At 70.6% G+C, this 17,733-nt stretch carries 7 protein-coding genes; 6 read left to right on the forward strand and 1 reads right to left on the reverse strand.

Translation table 11 applies throughout. The features are described 5' to 3' along the window. Positions 1–2 precede the first annotated feature (2 nt). From D1610_RS12775 to D1610_RS12795, 6 genes are all read left to right on the forward strand, one after another. Complete coding sequence (locus D1610_RS12775; RefSeq protein WP_118864579.1) at positions 3–10,565, forward strand: filamentous hemagglutinin N-terminal domain-containing protein; 10,563 nt, start codon at positions 3–5, stop codon at positions 10,563–10,565. Then, positions 10,562–13,660, forward strand: a complete 3,099-nt coding sequence (locus D1610_RS12780) for a CHAT domain-containing protein (protein WP_147414335.1) — start codon at positions 10,562–10,564, stop codon at positions 13,658–13,660. The genes D1610_RS12775 and D1610_RS12780 overlap by 4 nt, the downstream gene beginning before the upstream one ends. A gap of 69 nt (positions 13,661–13,729) precedes the next feature. After that, the gene (locus tag D1610_RS17140) at positions 13,730–14,554 is read left to right on the forward strand and encodes a M91 family zinc metallopeptidase (RefSeq protein ID WP_245942232.1); all 825 of its coding nucleotides are present in this window, start codon (positions 13,730–13,732) and stop codon (positions 14,552–14,554) included. A gap of 1 nt (position 14,555) precedes the next feature. Then, a complete protein-coding gene (locus D1610_RS12790; RefSeq protein ID WP_222927011.1) occupies positions 14,556–15,215 on the forward strand; it encodes a hypothetical protein in 660 nt (219 codons plus the stop codon). A gap of 5 nt (positions 15,216–15,220) precedes the next feature. Next, the gene (locus tag D1610_RS17145; protein WP_182466826.1) at positions 15,221–15,370 is read left to right on the forward strand and encodes a hypothetical protein; all 150 of its coding nucleotides are present in this window, start codon (positions 15,221–15,223) and stop codon (positions 15,368–15,370) included. 28 nt (positions 15,371–15,398) lie between these two features. Continuing rightward, a complete protein-coding gene (locus D1610_RS12795) occupies positions 15,399–16,253 on the forward strand; it encodes a CPBP family intramembrane glutamic endopeptidase (protein WP_182466827.1) in 855 nt (284 codons plus the stop codon). Here the strand turns inward: D1610_RS12795 and D1610_RS12800 are convergent. Next, on the reverse strand, positions 16,231–17,640 hold the full coding sequence (locus D1610_RS12800; RefSeq protein WP_118864583.1) for a peptidoglycan DD-metalloendopeptidase family protein: 1,410 nt from the start codon (positions 17,638–17,640) through the stop codon (positions 16,231–16,233). The genes D1610_RS12795 and D1610_RS12800 overlap by 23 nt on opposite strands. Between the last annotated feature and the right edge of the window lie 93 nt (positions 17,641–17,733).

Genomic DNA, 17,733 nt, shown 5'->3' on the forward strand with positions numbered 1-17,733 from the left:
TGATGACTTCGATGATCCGCCGCTCGCCGCTCCGCTCGAAGCTGGTCCTGACCACCGCGCTTGCGGGAAGCCTGATGGGTTTCAGCGCGGCCGCGCAGGCGCAGGATACGCCGAGCGGCGCCACCGTCGTCTCGGGCGTGGGCATCACCTTCAATGGCGGCGGAGCCGGCAACGCCGACGGGACGCCGACCAACCTGGAGATCGATCTGGGCGCAAATGTCGGTTCGGTGATCGACTGGACGAACTTCGACATCTCCGCGGACGGCACGGTCAATTTCGATTCGAGCATCGGGACATCGGCGGCGGTCCTGAACCGCGTCACGGCGGGCGGGCAATCCAGCATCGCCGGAAATCTCCTGTCGGCGGACAATGTCGCGGTCTGGATCTACAACCCCAACGGCGTGATGTTCTCTTCGGGAGCCAACATCAATGTCGGCTCGCTGGTGGTGACGGCGCTCGACATCGACGCGGCGGACTTCGTCGCGGGCGCCGCAACGGGCGTCTATGATCTCGATCCGGCGACGGTGGCCGGCGCCGCCATCGAGGTCGCCAATGGTGCGACGATCACCACCAAGGCCGGGAATCGCGGCCTGGTGCTCGTCGCCCCGCAGATCATCATGGACGGCACGCTGAACACGGCGTTCGATCCGGACGGGCCGGGCGGCGCGGCGCCGGTATTCCGGGACGTGGCGCTGATCTCCGCGAGCGACGTCACGCTGAACTACGGGCTCGCCATCGGCAGCCCGCTCCAGGTGACGATCGAGGCGGGCACCACGGTCGGCGCCGCCCAGACGGTGAGCGGCGACATCGCCGGCCGCCATGTCTATCTCGCCGTCGCCGCCGCGGACATGACCGACGTGCTGCTCAACGTCTCGGGATCGGTGACGGCGAACACCGCCGCCGCGACACCGAACGGCATCGTGCTGATGGCCGGCAACAATGCCGGGCCGGTGACCAAGGGGCCGACCAATACCGGCGGCACCGTCGAAGCGACCGTGGGCGGCACATTCGACGTGAACGGCGCGGGCAGCGGCATCCTGCTCGTGGGCAGCGCCGATGTGAACCTGTCGGGCGGCTGGACGGCGGAAGGGGCGGTGGATATCCGCACCGACAACGGCAATATCGGATCGGACGCGACGCTCGACATCCTCGCCAACGCGGACGGCGTGGGCGGCGAGGCACTGACGCTTGCCACGGGCGGCACGACCGGTGGAGACATATTGCTCGCCGCGGGCAGCAGCCTGCGCGGCGGCGACAACCGCCAGTCCGGCGTGCAGATTCGCTCGCGCGCCGCCTCCAACGCGGTGGCCCTGGGCGATGTGAGCGCAAGCAGCCTGCTGGGCGCGTTCGGCGCCGGCGCCTTCGTCAATGGCATCACGCGCGACGGCGACGTGACCGCGGGATCGGTCGACCTTGTCAGTTCGCTCGTCCTGGCGAGCAATGCCGGCAATGTGTCGCTGGGCGACGCGACGGTGACGGGCGTCAACCAGGACATCGACATCAGCGCGGCGGCCGGCACGGTCGACGCGACCGGCGCGCTCCTTGCCGCCGACGACATCCGGGTTCAGGCGGGCGGCAATGTCACCCTGGCCTCGCTCACGGCGACCGATGGCCTCGTCGACGTGGATGGCGGCGGCGACGTCGCGATCGGCGGCAACGCGGTCGCCGGCAACGGAATTGCGATCCTGTCCGCCGGCGGCGCGCTCGGCTTCGGGGACGTGACGGGAGACACGGGCGTCGAACTGACCGGCGCCACCATCGCATTCGACGGCAACACCATCGACGGCGTGAACGGCAGCGTCGTCGTCAATGGCGCGGTGACGGTGTCCGCCGCGACATCGGTTAGCGCTTCCGGCAATGTGATCTTCAACGGCACGGTCGATGGCGACGCCGGCGTCGCGGGGGAGGACCTGACCGTGGCCGCAGCCACCGGCAGCACGTTCAACGCGGCAGTGGGGTCGGGCACCGCGCTCAACAATCTGGATGTGAGCGGGGGCGCGATCACGTTCAACGCGGACGTGACCGCGGCCAACGACGTGACGCTCGACGCCGGAGCAAGCAACGTTTCCGCCAGCGGCGGCATCACCGTGGGCGGCGATTACTCGGTCACCGCGTTCGACTTCATCGGCGCGGCGAGCCTCAATCCGACCCTGCTCGGTGCGGGCAGCGACTTCACCATCGTCGACACCGGCGGCGGGTTTACGCTGGGCAGCGCGATCACGGCGCCGGGCACGCTCAGCATCACCGTGCAGAACGGCGGCAGCCTCACGCTGCTCGACGCCGTCACGTCGACCAGCGAGAACATCGTGCTCGCCACGACCGGCGGCGGGACGATCGATTCGGACAGCGGCACGATCAGCGCGGCGAACGGATCGGTGACGATCGACGGGCCGCTGTCGCTTGGCGCAGCGACGACGATCACCGCCGGGACCGACGCCACCTTCAACGGCACCATCAACGGCGCGCAGGCGCTCGTGGTCAACGCCGCGGGCGCGACGACGTTCAGCGGCGCCGTCGGCGGCACGACGGCGCTCGCCTCGCTCACCACCGACGCGACGGGCTCGACCGCGATCAACGGCGGCGGGGTCACCACCAGCGGCGCGCAGAGCTACGGCGATGCGGTGACGCTGGGCGCATCCACGACGCTCGCCAGCACCGGCGGCGGCGCGATCGGCTTCGGCGGCACGGTGAACGGCGCGCAGGCGCTGACGATCAACACCGCGGGCGCGACGAGCTTCGGCGGCGCGGTCGGCGGGACCAGCGCGCTCGCCTCGCTCACCACCGATGCGGGCGGCACGACGACGCTGGGCGGCGCGATCACGACCACGGGCGCGCAGAGCTACAACGACGCCGTGCTGCTGGGCGCGGCGACGACGCTGGCCAGCACCGGCGGCGGCTCCATCGAGCTGGACGGCACGGTCGACGGCGCGCAGGCGCTGACGGTCAACACCACCGGCGCGACGAGGTTCGGCGGTGCGGTGGGCGGCACGACCGCGCTCGCCTCGCTCACCACCGATGCGGGCGGCACCACCGCGATCGACGGCGGCGCGGTGACGACCACCGGCGGGCAGAGCTATGGAGACGCGGTGACGCTGGGCGCCAGCGCGACACTGACCAGCACCGGCTCAGGCGCGATCGGCTTCGGCGGCGGCGCCACCGGCACGGGGAACCTCACGGTCTTGACCGGCGGCGCAGCGACGCTCGACACGGTCGATGTGACGGGCAGCGTGCAGGTGTTCGCCGGATCGATCGACGCGGTCTCGATCAACGCCAATTCGGGCGGGATGACGCTCATCGCGGGCGCGGGCGACCTCGACGTCGGCGCCCTGAGCGCGGGACTGAGCATCGACGCGCAAGCGACGGGAACGGCGACGATCAGCGGCGACGTTACCGCGGGCGGCGACTATCGGGTCTCGGCGGCCAATGTCGCGCTGGGCGTGGACGGCAATACGGAAACGCAGCAGGCGGCGGGGATCGTCGACATTACCTCAACCGTGGGCTCGCTGATGGGCGGGACGGGGCTGACGCTGCGCAGCAACAGCGGCAACACCGCCTTCGGAAACTGGTTGATCCTGGACGGCGCGGGCGGCATCGCGGCAGGCGCGGCTACGCTGGAAGCGACAGGCGCGGTGGTGGGCGTGCGGGCGAACGACGGCCAGACGATCACGCTGGGTGACGTCACTGCGCAGGTGTTGGCGGAAATATTGCCGGGGCACGGTGCAGCCGCGGCGACCATCACGCATGACGCGGATGTCACGGTCGGCGACGTGACGACCGGCGGTGCGCTGGCGGTCACGCTGTCGGCGGGCGACTTCACCGGCGGCGCGTTGAGCGCATCGGCGATCGCGCTCATCGCTTCCGCGGGCGACGTCACGACCGGCGATCTGACGGCGACGGTCAACGACATCGCCGTCAACGCATCGGGCGCGGCGACGCTGGGCACGCTGCTCGCCAACCAGAATATCGCGGTCACCGCCGGGTCGATCAGCGGCGCCGGCTTCACCGCGACCAACGGCTCGCTGACGCTCGACGCGACGGCGAGCGGCCTGGCGGTCGGCAATGTTTCGGGCCAGGCGGGCGTCAGCCTGACCGCGCTCAACGATCTGAGCGCCACGGGCGCGACATCGGCGGCGGGCGCGGTCGCGCTGACCTCGACCGCGGGCAACGTGACGCTCGGCACCGCGTCGGCCGGAACCGACGTGACGGTGAATGCGGCGCTGGCCGCGAACGTGACGGGCAATGTGACCGCGGGCGGGAGCTACAGCGTCATCGGGACGAGCGTGAACCTCGGCGTCGATGGCGATGCGGAGGTGCAGCAGGCGGCCGGCGGCGTAACCGTCACCGCTAATGGCGGCGCCATCACCGGTGGGCAGGGCCTGACGCTGCGCAGCAACAGCGACGATGCCGGCAGCGAGGCGGTGCGCTTCATCCTGGGCGCGGGGTCCGGCATCGCGTTCGACGCCGCTTCGAGCATTGAGGGCGGCGCCAACCGCTCCTCGCTGGTGCGCGTCGACTATGTCGATGCGGCGCCGTCGGTCACCTTCGGCGATGTGTCGGGCAGCACCTTACAATCGTTCAATGGCGTCACGACCTTCACTAATTCGCTGAATCTCGGCGGCGGCACGCTCGTCACGGGAGACCTCGATTTCAGCGGCGAGGTGGTGCTGCGCACCACTGGCACCATCACCGTGGGCGATATCGATTCGGGCTTCTTCATCCGGCTCGATAGCGCGGACACGAACGCCGGAGCGCTGACGGCGGTCGGAGGCATCGACCTGCTGGGCGGATCGGCGACGCTGAACGGCGCCGCCAATTCCGGCGCTTTCCTGTCCGCCAATCTCTCCGGCGCGCTGACGGCGGGCGCGATGCAGGCGGCCACTTCGGCCTCTCTCTCCGCCGGATCAATCGACATCGCCAGCCTGACGGCGACCGCGGGACCAATCACCGCCACCGCCACGGCGGGCGATCTCGCGATCGGAACCGTCAACTCGGGAGGCGCGGCGACGCTCGCGACGACCGGCGGCGCGGGCGATGTGCTGACCGATTCGGCGACGGCGGCGGGGCTGCTGACGGTCAACTCGGTCGGCGGTGTGCTGGGCGACACCGGCGCGCGCGCCGATCTCAGCTCGACGGGCGACAGCGTCAGCGTGACGGCGGCGGGCGCGGCGATGCTCGGCACGGTGAGCGCGAGCCAGAATATCGGCATCACCGCCGCCTCGATCGACGCGACGACGCTCAACGCGATCAACGGCTCGCTGACGCTAAACGCGACGGCAAGCGGCCTGACGCTCGGATCTGTCGACGGCGAGACCGGGGTGACCCTGACCGCGCTCGGCGACCTGGCCGTCGACGACGCCACATCGGGCAGCGGCGCGGTGAGTCTGACCTCGACCGCCGGCAACACGACACTCGGCACAGCCACGGCGGCGGGCAATATCGGGGTGAGCGCGGCGCTGGCGGCGACCGTCGCCGGCAACATCACCGCCGGGGGCGACTATGATGTGACTGGCGCGAGCGTGGCGCTGGGCGTCGACGGCGACGCCGAGCTGCAGCAGGCGGCGGGCGCGGTGCGGATCGAGGCGACCGGCGGCGCGCTCACCGGCGGGGCCGGGCTGACGCTGCGTTCCGACAGCAGCGGCGGCGAGGGCGAGCTGCTGACGCTCGTGCTGGGCGCGGGCTCCAGCCTGGCGTTCGGCGACGCGGTCATCCAGGGCGGCGCGGGCCGCACCTCGGCGATCCGCGTCGAAGCGGTGGACGCCGCGCCCGTGCTGGTGTTCGGCGACGTTTCCGGCCGCACCTTCCAGTCGGCGATCGGCGGCGGCGGGTTACCCAACGCGCTCGTCACCGGCGGCGGCGTGACGACGGGCGATCTCGATTTCAGCGCCGAGCTGGGCATCTTCGGCAATGGCGCGGTGACCACCGGATCGGTCAATTCGGACAGCTTCTCCGAGCTCAACGCCGGCAGCGGCGCCCTGACGGTGGGCGGGCCGGCGACCATCGGCGGAGCCTTCACGGCGAATGGCGGCTCGATCGCCTTCGCCGACAGCGTGCAGGCGGCGTCCGCGTCGTTCACCTCGGCCGGTGCGATCACCGGCACTTCCGTCAACGCCAATGCGGGCCTGACGGTGAATGGCGGCTCGGTCGATTTCGACAGCCTGGCGACCTCAGCCGGCGCTCTCGACGCCAGCGCCAACGCGGGCGACCTTTCGGTCGGCACGGCGAGCGGCGGCACGGTGACGCTGCAGACGACCGGCGCGGGCGATGTCCGTGTCGATACGGCGACGGCGACCGGTCTGCTGACGGTGAACGCCGCCGGCGACCTGCTGGGCGACGGCGCCGCGCGCGCCGATCTCAGCTCGACCGGCGGCGCGGTGAGCGTCACCGCGGGCGGCGCGGCGATGCTCGGCACGGGCAGCGCGGCGACCGATTTCGGCGTCACCGCCGGCAGCATCGACGCGACCGACCTGACGGCTGGGGGCGCGCTGTCGCTGACCGGCAATGCCGGCGGCGTGACGCTCGGCACCGGCAGCGCGGCGACGGCGACGATCAACGCGAGCGGCGCTGTGGCGGTCTCGACGGGGCTGACCGCATCGGGCGACATCGCGATCACCGGCGCGTCGGCGGCGCTTGCGCCGGTCATTTCCACCGGCGGCGACATCGCCGTCACCACGACCAGCGGCGATCTCACCGCCTTTGGCGGCGGCCGCGCCAACCTGTCCGCGACCGCCGTGGGCGGCGACATCACCGGCAACATCGCCGGGACCGCGCTACTCGGGACGGTGAACGGGGGCGGCCTGATCGACATCACCGCGAACGCGATCGACGTGGCCGATATCGATGCCGGCGCCACGCTCGATCTCGACGCGACCGCGGGCGACCTCGCGATCGGCACCGGCACGTCGGGCGACCAGATGACGCTGGGCGCGTCGGGCGACATCCTGTTCACCACGCTCGACAGCGGCGCGGGCGCGTCGCTCACCGCGGGCGGTGACATACTGGGCACGACGCTCACCGCCGTGGGTGCGGTATCGACCAACGCGGGCGGGTTGACCGACATCGCCAACCTGAACGCGGGCGGGATCAGCATCACCTCGGCGGTGATCGACATCGCCGACATCTCGACGCCGGGCAGCCTCGCGCTCACCTCGACCAGCGGGAACGTCACGCTGGGAACCGGCAGCGCGGGAACCACCGCGACGCTGAATTCGGCCGCCGACCTGACGATCACGATATCGCTGACGGCGGGCGGCCTCGCCAGCGCGAGCGCGGTAGGCAACGCCACGATCGCGGCGATCACCAGCACCGGCGGCGACGTCACGGTGACGGCGGCGAGCGCCGACATCACCGCGGCCAATGCTGCCGGGTTGCTCGATGTCTCGGCGACCGGCGGCAACCTGTCCTTGACCAACGGAACCGCCGGCGGATTGGCCGATCTCGACGCAACCGGCGCGATCGATATCGGCACGCTGACCGCCGGCTCGGCGGCGATCGACGCGGGCGGTGCGCTCGACGCCGATCTGCTCGACATCGCGGGTTCGCTGACCGCCAATGCAAGCGGCGCGGCGACGATCGACACGATCGACGCGGGATCGGCAGCGGTGACCGGCCAGTCGGTCAACGTCACCACCGCGGCGACGACAGGCGCGCTGGCGCTTAGCTCGACCGGCGGCGGCCTCACGCTCGGCACGGGCACCGCCGGCGGCACGGCGACGCTGAGCGCCGCGGGTCCGCTGACGATCACGACCTCGCTGACCAGCGCCGGTAATGCATCGGCAACAGCGACGGGCGCGGCGACGATCGAGGAGATCGAAAGCACCGGCGGCGACGTGACCGTCACCGCTGCGAGCGCCGATATCACCACGGCGAGCGCGAACGGGCTGCTCGATGTTTCGGCGACCGGCGGCAGTCTCTCGTTGGGCGGCACCGCAGGCGGCCTGGCCGATGTGGATGCGACGGGCGCGATCGATATCGGCACGCTCACTGCGGGATCGGCGACGATCGACGCCGGCGGCGCGCTCGACGCCGATCTGCTCGACATCACCGGCGCGCTGACGGCCAACGCCGCGGCCGCGGCGACGATCGGGGAGATCGATGCGGGATCGGCGGCGGTGACGGGCCAATCGGTGAACGTCACCACCGCGGGTACGACAGGTGCGCTGTCCCTGACGTCGACCGGTGGCGGCCTCACGCTCGGCACCGGCACGGCCGGCACGACGGCGACGTTGAACGCAGCGGGTCCGCTGACGATCACGACTTCGCTCACCAGCACCGGCAACGCTTCGGCGACGGCGACCGGGGCGGTCACGATCGCGGCGGTCGAGAGCACCGGCGGCGCGGTCACCGTGACCGGCCAGAGCGTGGACATCGCCACGGCCGAGGCCGCGGGCCTGCTCGACGTTTCGGCAACGGGCGGCAACCTCACCCTCGGTACGGGCGCAGCGGGGGGCAACGCGCTGGTCGATGCGACCGGCGATGTCGGGATCACCACGCTGACCAGCGGCGGCGCGGCGACGGTGGGGGCGGGCGGTGCGCTCACCGCCGCCACGATCGACGCGACGGGCGCTGCGGTGACGACCTCCGGCAGCGCGACCGCCATCGGCACGCTCGAGGGATCGAGCATCGCCTCGACCGGCGCATCGGTGGCGATCGGCACCGCGACCAGCGGCGGCGCGCTCACCGTCACGGGCACGACCGGCGATGTTGCGGTCAACGGCACGGCCGGCACCACGGCGACGCTCGACGCGGCGCGCGACGTGCTGGTCTCGACCGGGCTGACCGCCGGCGGCGCGGTTTCGATCGATGCCGGCCGCGATGCGCGGCTGGCGCAGGTAAGCGCGACCAACGGCGTCCTGGCGGTGACCGCCGCCGGGCAGGTGTCCGGCGCTGCGGCCGGCACGCGCGGCGACCTGGCCGCGGGAGGCGCGGGCAATGCGTTGACCGTGACGGCGGGCGACACCGTTCTGCTCGGTACGGCCAACGGCGCGGGCGGGGTGACGATCTCGGGCGATGCAATCGACGTGACGAGCATCGCGGCGAGCGGCGGGATCATCGATCTCGACGCCACCGCCGGCGCGATCGCGCTGGGCACCGGCACGGCATCGGGCGCGGCCACGCTCAACGCGAGCGGCGCGGTCGGCGTCGGCTCGCTGTCCGCCGCGAGCATCGCGATCCAGGGCGCCAGCGCGACCACCACTACGCTCACTTCCACCGGCGCCACCACCGTCGACACGACGGGTGCGGCGTCGCTCGGCACGACCACGGCAGGCGGGGCGGTCACCGTGACCGCAGGCGACATTACCGCGGGCGCGACCCAGGCGGGGACGACCATCGCCATGACGAGCGGCGCAGGCATCACGCTCGCCAGCGGCCAGGCGGGCGGCGACGCGACCTTCGATGCGGTGGGCACCGCCTCGCTCGGCCAGGTCCTCGCCGGCGCCGGCTCGACGATCAGCGTGACGGCAAGCGACGCCGCGATCACCGGCATCCAGCGCGCGGGCACGGTCCGCTTCGTCAACCGCAGCCCCGCCTCGATCGTGCTGCGGCTGGGCGACGGGCTCGACGCGGGCGGTTTCACCCTGTCCGAGGCCGAGATCGGCTTCGTCGAGGCCGATACGGCGGAGTTCAACGGCGGCGACGGCGCGGTCGAGATCGGCGATCTCGCCTTCGACGCCGATGCCGGGCGCGACAGCCTGGCGGTGCTCACCACCGGCGGGCTCGACATCACCGGCACGATCTCGGGCAGCGGCTCGGGCCGGCTGTTCCGCTTCGGCGGCGACGGCTCGGCGACGGGGATGGCGGACCAGATCCGCATCGTCAGCACGGTGGATGCCGGCGGGCGGCTGCTGTTCGACACGTCCGATGTCGAGCTGGCGGGCCAGCGCATCGTCATGGGACTGGAGACGCAGTTCGTCGACACCATCCTCGGCGGCACGCCGCTGTCGGCGGGGGAGATCGCGTCGCGCTTCATCAGCAACCCCAATTCGACGCTCTACAACGCCGCCATCTCGGGCCAGCTCTACACCGCAAAGGACACGCTGGTGGCGAACAGCCTGACGGTCCGGTTCGGCGAATATGCGCTGTTCCAGAACACCGAGGTCGCCGGGCTGACCGGCGGCGCAGTGCTGGGCGGCACCACCGCCTCGCCGGTGACGCCGGCGCTCACGATCGACGGCAGCAACAGCGCGGGCGCGGACGGCTTCGCCATGTTCGGATCGATCAACGGGGTGAACGGGTCGGCGACGTCGCTGCTCGGCCCGAGCGTGATCGTGGTCAACGCGGTCGATCCGCAGAATGCGCGGATCAACGGCTGCCTGATCGGATCGGGCGCGGGCTGCCTGACTACGGTGGTCTCGCAGCCGACGCTCAACGTGTTTGATTCGAGCCGGCTCGACGTGCTGCGCGCTGCGGACGACCTGTCGCTGCCGTTCGATCCGGTGGTTGGGACCAACAATGAGGCGCTGTTCTCCGGTGTTTCCTCGATCGACGCGCCGGTGACCGGCGACGAGTGCGAGGCGGATCCGGAAGCGCCCGAATGCAAGGCCAGCGAAGAGGAAACCGTGCAGTGACCATCAAGCATCGGATTAGCGCCACCGCGCTCCTGGCAGGGTTGGGCATCGGTCTTGCCGGCTGCGCGACGACCGGCGGCGGTATCGCCGCCCGGTCCGACACCCTCAGTCTCGGCCGCAACGCCGCGGGCGAGCCGTGCCAGGCGACGCGCGACTGGCGCGATCCCGCCGTGCCGGGGATGTTCGACGAAAGCTATGCGATCAGCTGCCGCAACGTCGCCGCCAGCCGCGCGCTGGGGATCGTCCGCGTGGTCGACCCGGCGGCGCGCGGGCCGATCGACGCGACGCTGAGCTGCGGCGCGGCGTCCGAGGTGACGCTGCCGCGCCTCGGCGCGGCGACCGCGCGACGCTGCTTCGATACCGCGCTGGGCGCCGAATCGGTCACGATCGAGCTGAGCAGGGACGGCCAGCTGTATCTCGCCTCCGCGACACCATCGATCCTGGGGCCGACCGAGGAGGCGCTGCGCATCGTCGCCGGGCTGGAAGCGGCCAACGCCGATCCGCGCCGCGACACCACCGCGGCGGTGCAGGTCGCCGCGCTGGCGCCGCCGCCGGCCGGCGTGGTGGCGAGCGGCGACACCAGCGGCAGCTTCGATCCGTCGATCGCGCTGGCGCAGGGCATCGGCTACAACCACAAGGGGCTGCACGTCGAAGCCTCGCGCGTGCTGAACGACGGGATTTCGCGCCTTCCCGCCGATGCCCCCGCCTCGATCCGCGCCGAGCTGCTGCTGGAGGCTGGCCTCGCCGATTCGAACATCCGCTTCGAAGATGCGGCGCAGGAGCATTTCGCCCGCGCGGACGAGGTGATCGCCGCCAATGCCGATGCGCGCACGCCGTTCCTCCAGCGCAAGCGCGACGCATATATCGCGCTCGACCTGCTCAACCGCCGCCAGTTCCGCCAGGCGCTGACCGCGCTCGAACGGCTGGCGAGCGCGCCGGTCGAGAGCGGCCAGCCCCTGCAGAACCCGGCGCTGGTCCGCGCGCTCAACCAGCCGAACCTGGGCGACAACGCCGCTGCGAACTCGGTTTCGGTGCCCGATACGCAGGTGCTGTCGCAGCTCGTGCTCGACGCGCAGGCCAATTGGGCGCGCTCGGTCGCGCTGCTCGCCTTGGGCGACGAAGCCGCATCGCTGAGCGCGATCGAGGCGGCGTCGGCCGCCTATGCGCCGCTGACCAATGAACGGATCGATCAGGTGCCGGTGCTGTGGCTTGGCGCGCGCATCGATCGCCAGCGGGGACGGTTGGCCGCGCGCCGCGGCGACTACCCCAATGCCATCGCCGCGTTCGACCGCGCACTCGACCAGCAGCGCCGCGGCGCGATCGCGACCGCGGGAACCGGCAACGAGCCGGCGGTGGCCGAAACCCAGCTCGAACGGGCCGGCATTGTCGCGCAATCGGGCGTGTCGCCCGACGTCGCGCGCGCCGAATATGACGCGGCGATCGACGCGCTGATCGCCGCCTCCAAATCGGGCGGCGGCATCCTGCCGGTGGGTGTCGAGGGCTATCTCGACCTGCTCGTCGCCGAGGCCGAGCGGGGCGTGCGGCCGGACACCTATGAGCGCTTCTTCCGCGCGATGCAGGCGGTGGGCGAGCCCGCCGTCGCGCGCCAGCTGAGCCAGTTGCAGAACGTCGTCACCGCCGATCCCGAGATCGGCGTGAAGGTGCGCGACCGCGCCGAGCTGGAGCGCGAGATCACGCGGCTGCGCTACGACATCGCGGCGAACGACGGCACCGTCCCGATCGCCGAGCTGGAGCGCCAGCGCCAGGCGGCGGAGGCGCGGCTGCTGGCGATCGACGCCGAGCTCTCGTCCGACCGGCGGTTCCGCACGATCGACGACACGCCGGCGACGCTCGCCGAGATCCGCGCCGCGCTGAAGCCGGGCGAGGCGTTCCTCAAGGTGACCGAGCTCAACCGCCGCGCCTATGGCCTGGCGGTGGTGGGCGACCAGACCTTCATCTATCCGCTGGCGCTGTCGATCGCCGATATCGACCGGCTGGCGAGCACGGTGCGCGCGTCGATCGACGGGCGGCTGAGCGAGGGCGTGCTGGTGCCGTACAAGGCGGAAGAAGCCTATGCGCTGTTCCGCCTGATCACGGGGCCGGCGACGCAGGCGATCCTCGCCAGCCGCGCGCTGGTGATCGACCCGGCCGGGCCGCTCGAGCGGATTCCGGCGGGGGTGCTCGTCACCGATCTGGCGGGGACCAAGAACCGGCCGTCGACCTTCGACTTCTCCGGCGTCCAGTTTCTCGCCAACCGCCTGACCATCTCGACCGCGGTCAGCCCTCGATCCTTCCTCGTCGCGCGGGCGCTGCCGCCCTCATCGGCCAGCCAGCCCTTCCTTGGCTTCGCTGAGCATACCGTCCCGGCGGGCGCCGGCGACCGGACGGTCAATGTCGGTTTCGGCTGCGCGGTGCCGATGGCCGAGCTCACCGCGCTCGCCCGATCGCTCGAGCCGATCCAGCGCAAGGAGATCGAGATCGCCTCGACCGCGCTCGGTGTGCCGAGCGCGCCGGGGATGATCGGCGCCGCCTTCACCGACACCGCGGTGAGCGCGCGGGGCGACCTCGACCAGTTCGAGGTGCTGCACTTCGCCACCCACGGCCTGGAGGAAGGTGTGTGGGGCTGCGCCAAGTCGCCGCCCGCGCTCGTCACCTCGTTCGGCGACGAGAATTCGGACGGGCTGCTCTCCTTCGACGAGATCGCCAAGCTCAGGCTCGACGCCAATCTCGTCGTGCTCTCCGCCTGCGACACCGCATCCGGCGTGACCGACGAGGCGCTGGCGCGGCGATCGGGCCAGGAAGAGGCGGGGCAGACGCTCGAAGGATTGGTCCGGGCCTTCCTCACCGCCAATTCGCGCGCGGTGCTCGCCACCTTCTGGCAGGTGTCGGCCGAAGAGGAGACCGATCAGTTCATCCGCACCTTCTACGGCGCAGCGCGGGCGCGCGATATCGGCGGATCGCTGCAGGATGCGCAGCGCGCGCTGATCGCCCAGCCGCAATATTCGCACCCATTCTATTGGGGGCCGTATTTCGTCGTGGGCGATTCGGGCAAGATGATGCTATCGGGAAGCGCCGCGAAGGTGGCGGCGCGCTGATCGCCCCGGCGGCGAGAAGGCGAAGGGGAGTCGGATAGGTTGAGCCAGCCCGCGGCCCGCGTGACCGACATGCATGTCTGCCCGATGTTTGACGGGCCGAAGCCGCATGTCGGCGGGCCGATCATCCCGCCCTGCGCCACGACTGTGCTTACCTGCAAACTGCCCCAGGCGCGGTTGACCGACATGTGCACCTGTGTCGGCCCGCCCGACATGATCGTCTCGCCCGGGGCGCCGACCGTGCTCGTCATGAAGCTTCCCGCCGCGCGAATGGGCGACATGACGGCGCATGGCGGCGTGATCGTGCTGGGCTGCTTCACCGTCCTGATCGGCAACGCTGGCGGTGGTGCTCCGTCGATCCAGGTCGGCACAGCGATCACCATTGAGGGCGACCTGGCGTTCCAGCAGGCCACCGTCTCGGCATTGGCGGACATCATGAAAACTCCGGCCGGCGCCAAGATGCTGAGCGACCTCGAAAGTTCGGGAAAGAAGGTGAAGATCGTGCCGACAACCGGAGGCAACGCCGTAGGGTATGACAGCGTAACCAACGCCTCGGTCGGACCGGACGGCAAGCCGGGCTCCGGAAGCAATTCCACGATCAAATTCAATCCGACCAAGACCACCGTGGGAAGCGGCACAGAGTCGTGGCAAAACCGTCCGACGGGAGTCGGGCTGGCCCATGAACTCGTCCATTCGACTCACGCGGCGCACGGCGAACGCGATGTCACCCCCGTGCAGAATGATCACAAGCCTTCGACCCATCCTTCGGGCTACGACCATTTCAAGAAGGAGGAGGTTCGCACGGTGGGCATTCCCCCCTATGATAACGAACCCTATTCGGAGAACCTCATTCGCAGCCAGTGGGATCCGCCGCAGCCTAGCCGGCCCTATTACTGACATGGACCGACGGCGGGCGCTGGAAACTTTGTTGATTGCAGCGCTCTGGCCGGCATTGGGTGGTTGCACGAAGAAAGGCGCGAACAGGATGTCTCGAACGATTGAGCTTCGCGAACTGCTTGTCGAAGTGTCGCTCGAGATGAGTGAGGCCGCGCTGAGCCTTTCATACACCGCGACCAACAAAATCGACGAGACGCTGTTCCTGCTGGATGGACTACACGATGAGATCGGAAACGAGGGTATATTGCCGATGCGCGACGCTCCATGGGTCGAATTCGCCGCCGACAGCGTAACCCTTTCGCGCAAGCTGATCATGCCGCCGCCCGATATCGATGTGGAAACGCTGAATTACCCGTTGCCCACGCGACTGCCGCCTGGGCAATCCCATCAAGGACGCATGACCGTGGGCTTGCCGCTTCTGCCGGCCACGCCCTATCGCCGCTACAGAGCCAGTCATCGACCCGTTGTGGAGCAACGCCCACTATTCTTCGAGCTGGGTTTCATCAGGGGGCGGCCGGGCCTAGAATCGATCGCCCGTCCGGTGAATACATCCGAAGGCCCACGGCCCGCATTTCCATCGATCGACGAACAAGGTCAGCTCGTTGCCCGACTCGGGCCGCTCGGTACGATTGGCGTCATGACCAACGCCGTTGAAGATTGACCCGGATGAGCGAATCGCCTTCTCTCCGGTCAACCGTACCCGCGTTCCGCCCGGCTGGCGGGCAACACGATGCGCTCAGCGAGGAAGGGCAGATGATCGCGCGGCTCGGCCCGCTCGCCAATGTACCGGTCGTGGTCAATGCCGTCGAAGGCTGACACTGCGCCTGCGGACTTCAGAGGTGGCATGATCCGTGCCGTCGTCGCGCTTGTCGTGGCAGTCGCCTTGTGCGCCGCGTTCGTCTTCTTCGGCCCCGGCCTTGCCGAGCGGCTCGTTCCGCTGCTCCCCGCGAGCCAGGCCGAGAATTACGCGCTGATCGAAACGCTGTTCGTCGCGGTGATCTTCGGCGCGATGATCGTCGCCGCGCTGGTGGCGGGCCGTCTGATGGGGGTTAACCCGCTCCGCATGGGCGCGCGGCCCTTGCCGTCGTTCGGCCTGGGCGTGGCGATCGGTGCGGGCGGGTTGCTCGTCGCGGCGGGCTATGCCGCCCTGTCGGGCGCGGCGGTCGCGGGGGAGGGCGGCGGCGCGGGCGCGGCGATGATCCTGTGGGGCGTCGCGGCGATCGCGGTGCAGGCGGGCGCCGAGGAGATCTATTTCCGCGGCTGGCTGCAGCCCGTGCTGCAGCAGGCCTGGGGCGGCGCGGCGGCGGTGCTGCTGACCGCGGTCGCCTTTTCCGGGCTGCACATCATGGGCGGCGCGCGCGCGCCGGTATCGCTGCTCAACCTGTTCCTGGGCGGCGTCATGTTCGGGCTGCTGGCGCTCAAGGGGCAGGGGATCGCCGCCGCGCTGGGCGCGCACATCGCCTGGAACGCCACCGAGCAGCTCGGCGTCGGGCTCGATCCCAATCCCGGCACCGGCAGCTTCGGCGCAGCGATCGACTATGACCTGGCCGGCCGAGTGCTGTGGGGCGGATCGGAAGAGGGACTGAACGCCAGCATCGCGATGACCTTCGCGCTCCTCGCCATCGTCGTTCCGCTGCTGATGCTCGCGCGGCGGCCCAAGGCGGAGGCGAAGCTCGCTACGTCCGCTGCGACCGGCTGAGGTCAATCCGGTCGCGTTCGGTCCGGAACGCCTTCACCGCGTCGCCCTCCAGCTGCTTGCCCGTGCCGGTGTCGATCGATTGGGGATCGACCGGCTCGCCGTCGATCCACACTTCGTAATGAAGGTGCGGGCCGGTCGAACGGCCGGTGGTGCCGACCTCGCCGATCTGCTGCCCCTGCTTCACCCGCGCACCGGGGACCAGCCCGTCGGCGAAGCGGTTGAGGTGCATGTAGCGGGTCTGCCAGCCGTTATCGTGGCGCAGGATGACGAAGTTTCCGGCCGCGCCGCGCGGCGCCGCCACTTCGACCACCGCATCGCCCGACGCGTACATCGGCGTGCCGATGGGCGCGGCGAAATCGGTGCCGCGGTGGAGCTTCTGATAGTTGAGGATCGGGTGCGTGCGGAAACCGAACTTGGAGCTGATCCGCGCGCCGTCGACCGGCGTGCGCATCAGGGCGCGGACGGTCGAGGCGCCGTTGCCGTCGTACCAGCCGGGTTCCGTGTCGCCGGGCGCGAGGAAGCGGTACAGCGCCTTGGACTTGGTCTGAGTCACCATCTGCGCATAGACCAGCGACGGTGGCCCCACCGGATCGCCCGCCGGATTGACCTGCTGCTCCCACGCCGCCTCGAAGATGTCGCCGGGGGCGATTTCCTGCTGGAAATCGAAATCGAAGGCGAAGGCCTTGGCGATCTCGCCGATCAGGCTGTCGGGGATGCCCGCGGCGACGGCGGAGGAATAGAAGCTGGTCGCATCCATCTCGCCGCGCGCCGAGGCGATGGTGGCGGTCAGCTCCGCCTCCATCAGCTTCTCGACATAGCCCTCGGGGCTCGCGGTCAGCACCAGGCCCGATCCGTCGGCGCGGGTCGCCTCCAGCCGGGTCACCTGCGCGGCGCCGGGCGATTCGACCAGATCGATCACCAGCCGGATCTCGCCGGGTGCATTGCCGATCCGTTCCAGCGCCATCGCCGCGAGCGCCTGCGCGTCGGCCGGCGGCAGTCCCGCTTCGGTCAGCGTGCCGACGATCGCGTCGGGCGCGGCGAGCATCAGCGTGCGGCGGCTGGCATTCGCGGCGGGTTCTGCGCCGGCCGTCTCGGCCTGCGCGGCGACCGGCGCGGCGGGTGGCTGATGCATCGTCCAGGCCGTGACCGCTCCGGCGAGCAGGATCGCTATCGATGCGCCGAGCGGAGCCGCGAGCGGCGGGATCGATCGGCGTGCCGCGGGAGCGGCGGGCGGAACCGGTGGCGCGCCGGCGGCGTCCTCCACGGTCCAGGCGCGGGGATCGAACGAGGTCGAATCGGTGCGCGGGGAGGAACGAGTTGCGGCGGGCGCGTCCGCGGCCCAGGTGCGCGGGTCGAAAGAACCGCCGCCGTCCTGTCCCCGGCTCATGTCAATCGCGACCAAGTCATCGGTTCGAAAATCTTCCCCCGTGCCCCGCTTTCACCAATAACGCCGCTTTATGCAAAGCGGAAGCTGTGCTTA

This window comes from Sphingomonas gilva, from assembly GCF_003515075.1.
Classification (GTDB): domain Bacteria; phylum Pseudomonadota; class Alphaproteobacteria; order Sphingomonadales; family Sphingomonadaceae; genus Sphingomonas; species Sphingomonas gilva.

Bases quoted from the DNA above. Each gene is read 5' to 3' on its own strand.
- D1610_RS12795 (WP_182466827.1), top strand. From the start codon at position 15,399: ATGATCCGTGCCGTCGTCGCGCTTGTCGTGGCAGTCGCCTTGTGCGCC.
- D1610_RS12775 (WP_118864579.1), top strand. From the start codon at position 3: ATGACTTCGATGATCCGCCGCTCGCCGCTCCGCTCGAAGCTGGTCCTG.
- D1610_RS17145 (WP_182466826.1), top strand. From the start codon at position 15,221: ATGAGCGAATCGCCTTCTCTCCGGTCAACCGTACCCGCGTTCCGCCCG.
- D1610_RS17140 (WP_245942232.1), top strand. From the start codon at position 13,730: ATGCATGTCTGCCCGATGTTTGACGGGCCGAAGCCGCATGTCGGCGGG.
- D1610_RS12800 (WP_118864583.1), bottom strand. From the start codon at position 17,640: ATGAGCCGGGGACAGGACGGCGGCGGTTCTTTCGACCCGCGCACCTGG.
- D1610_RS12790 (WP_222927011.1), top strand. From the start codon at position 14,556: ATGGACCGACGGCGGGCGCTGGAAACTTTGTTGATTGCAGCGCTCTGG.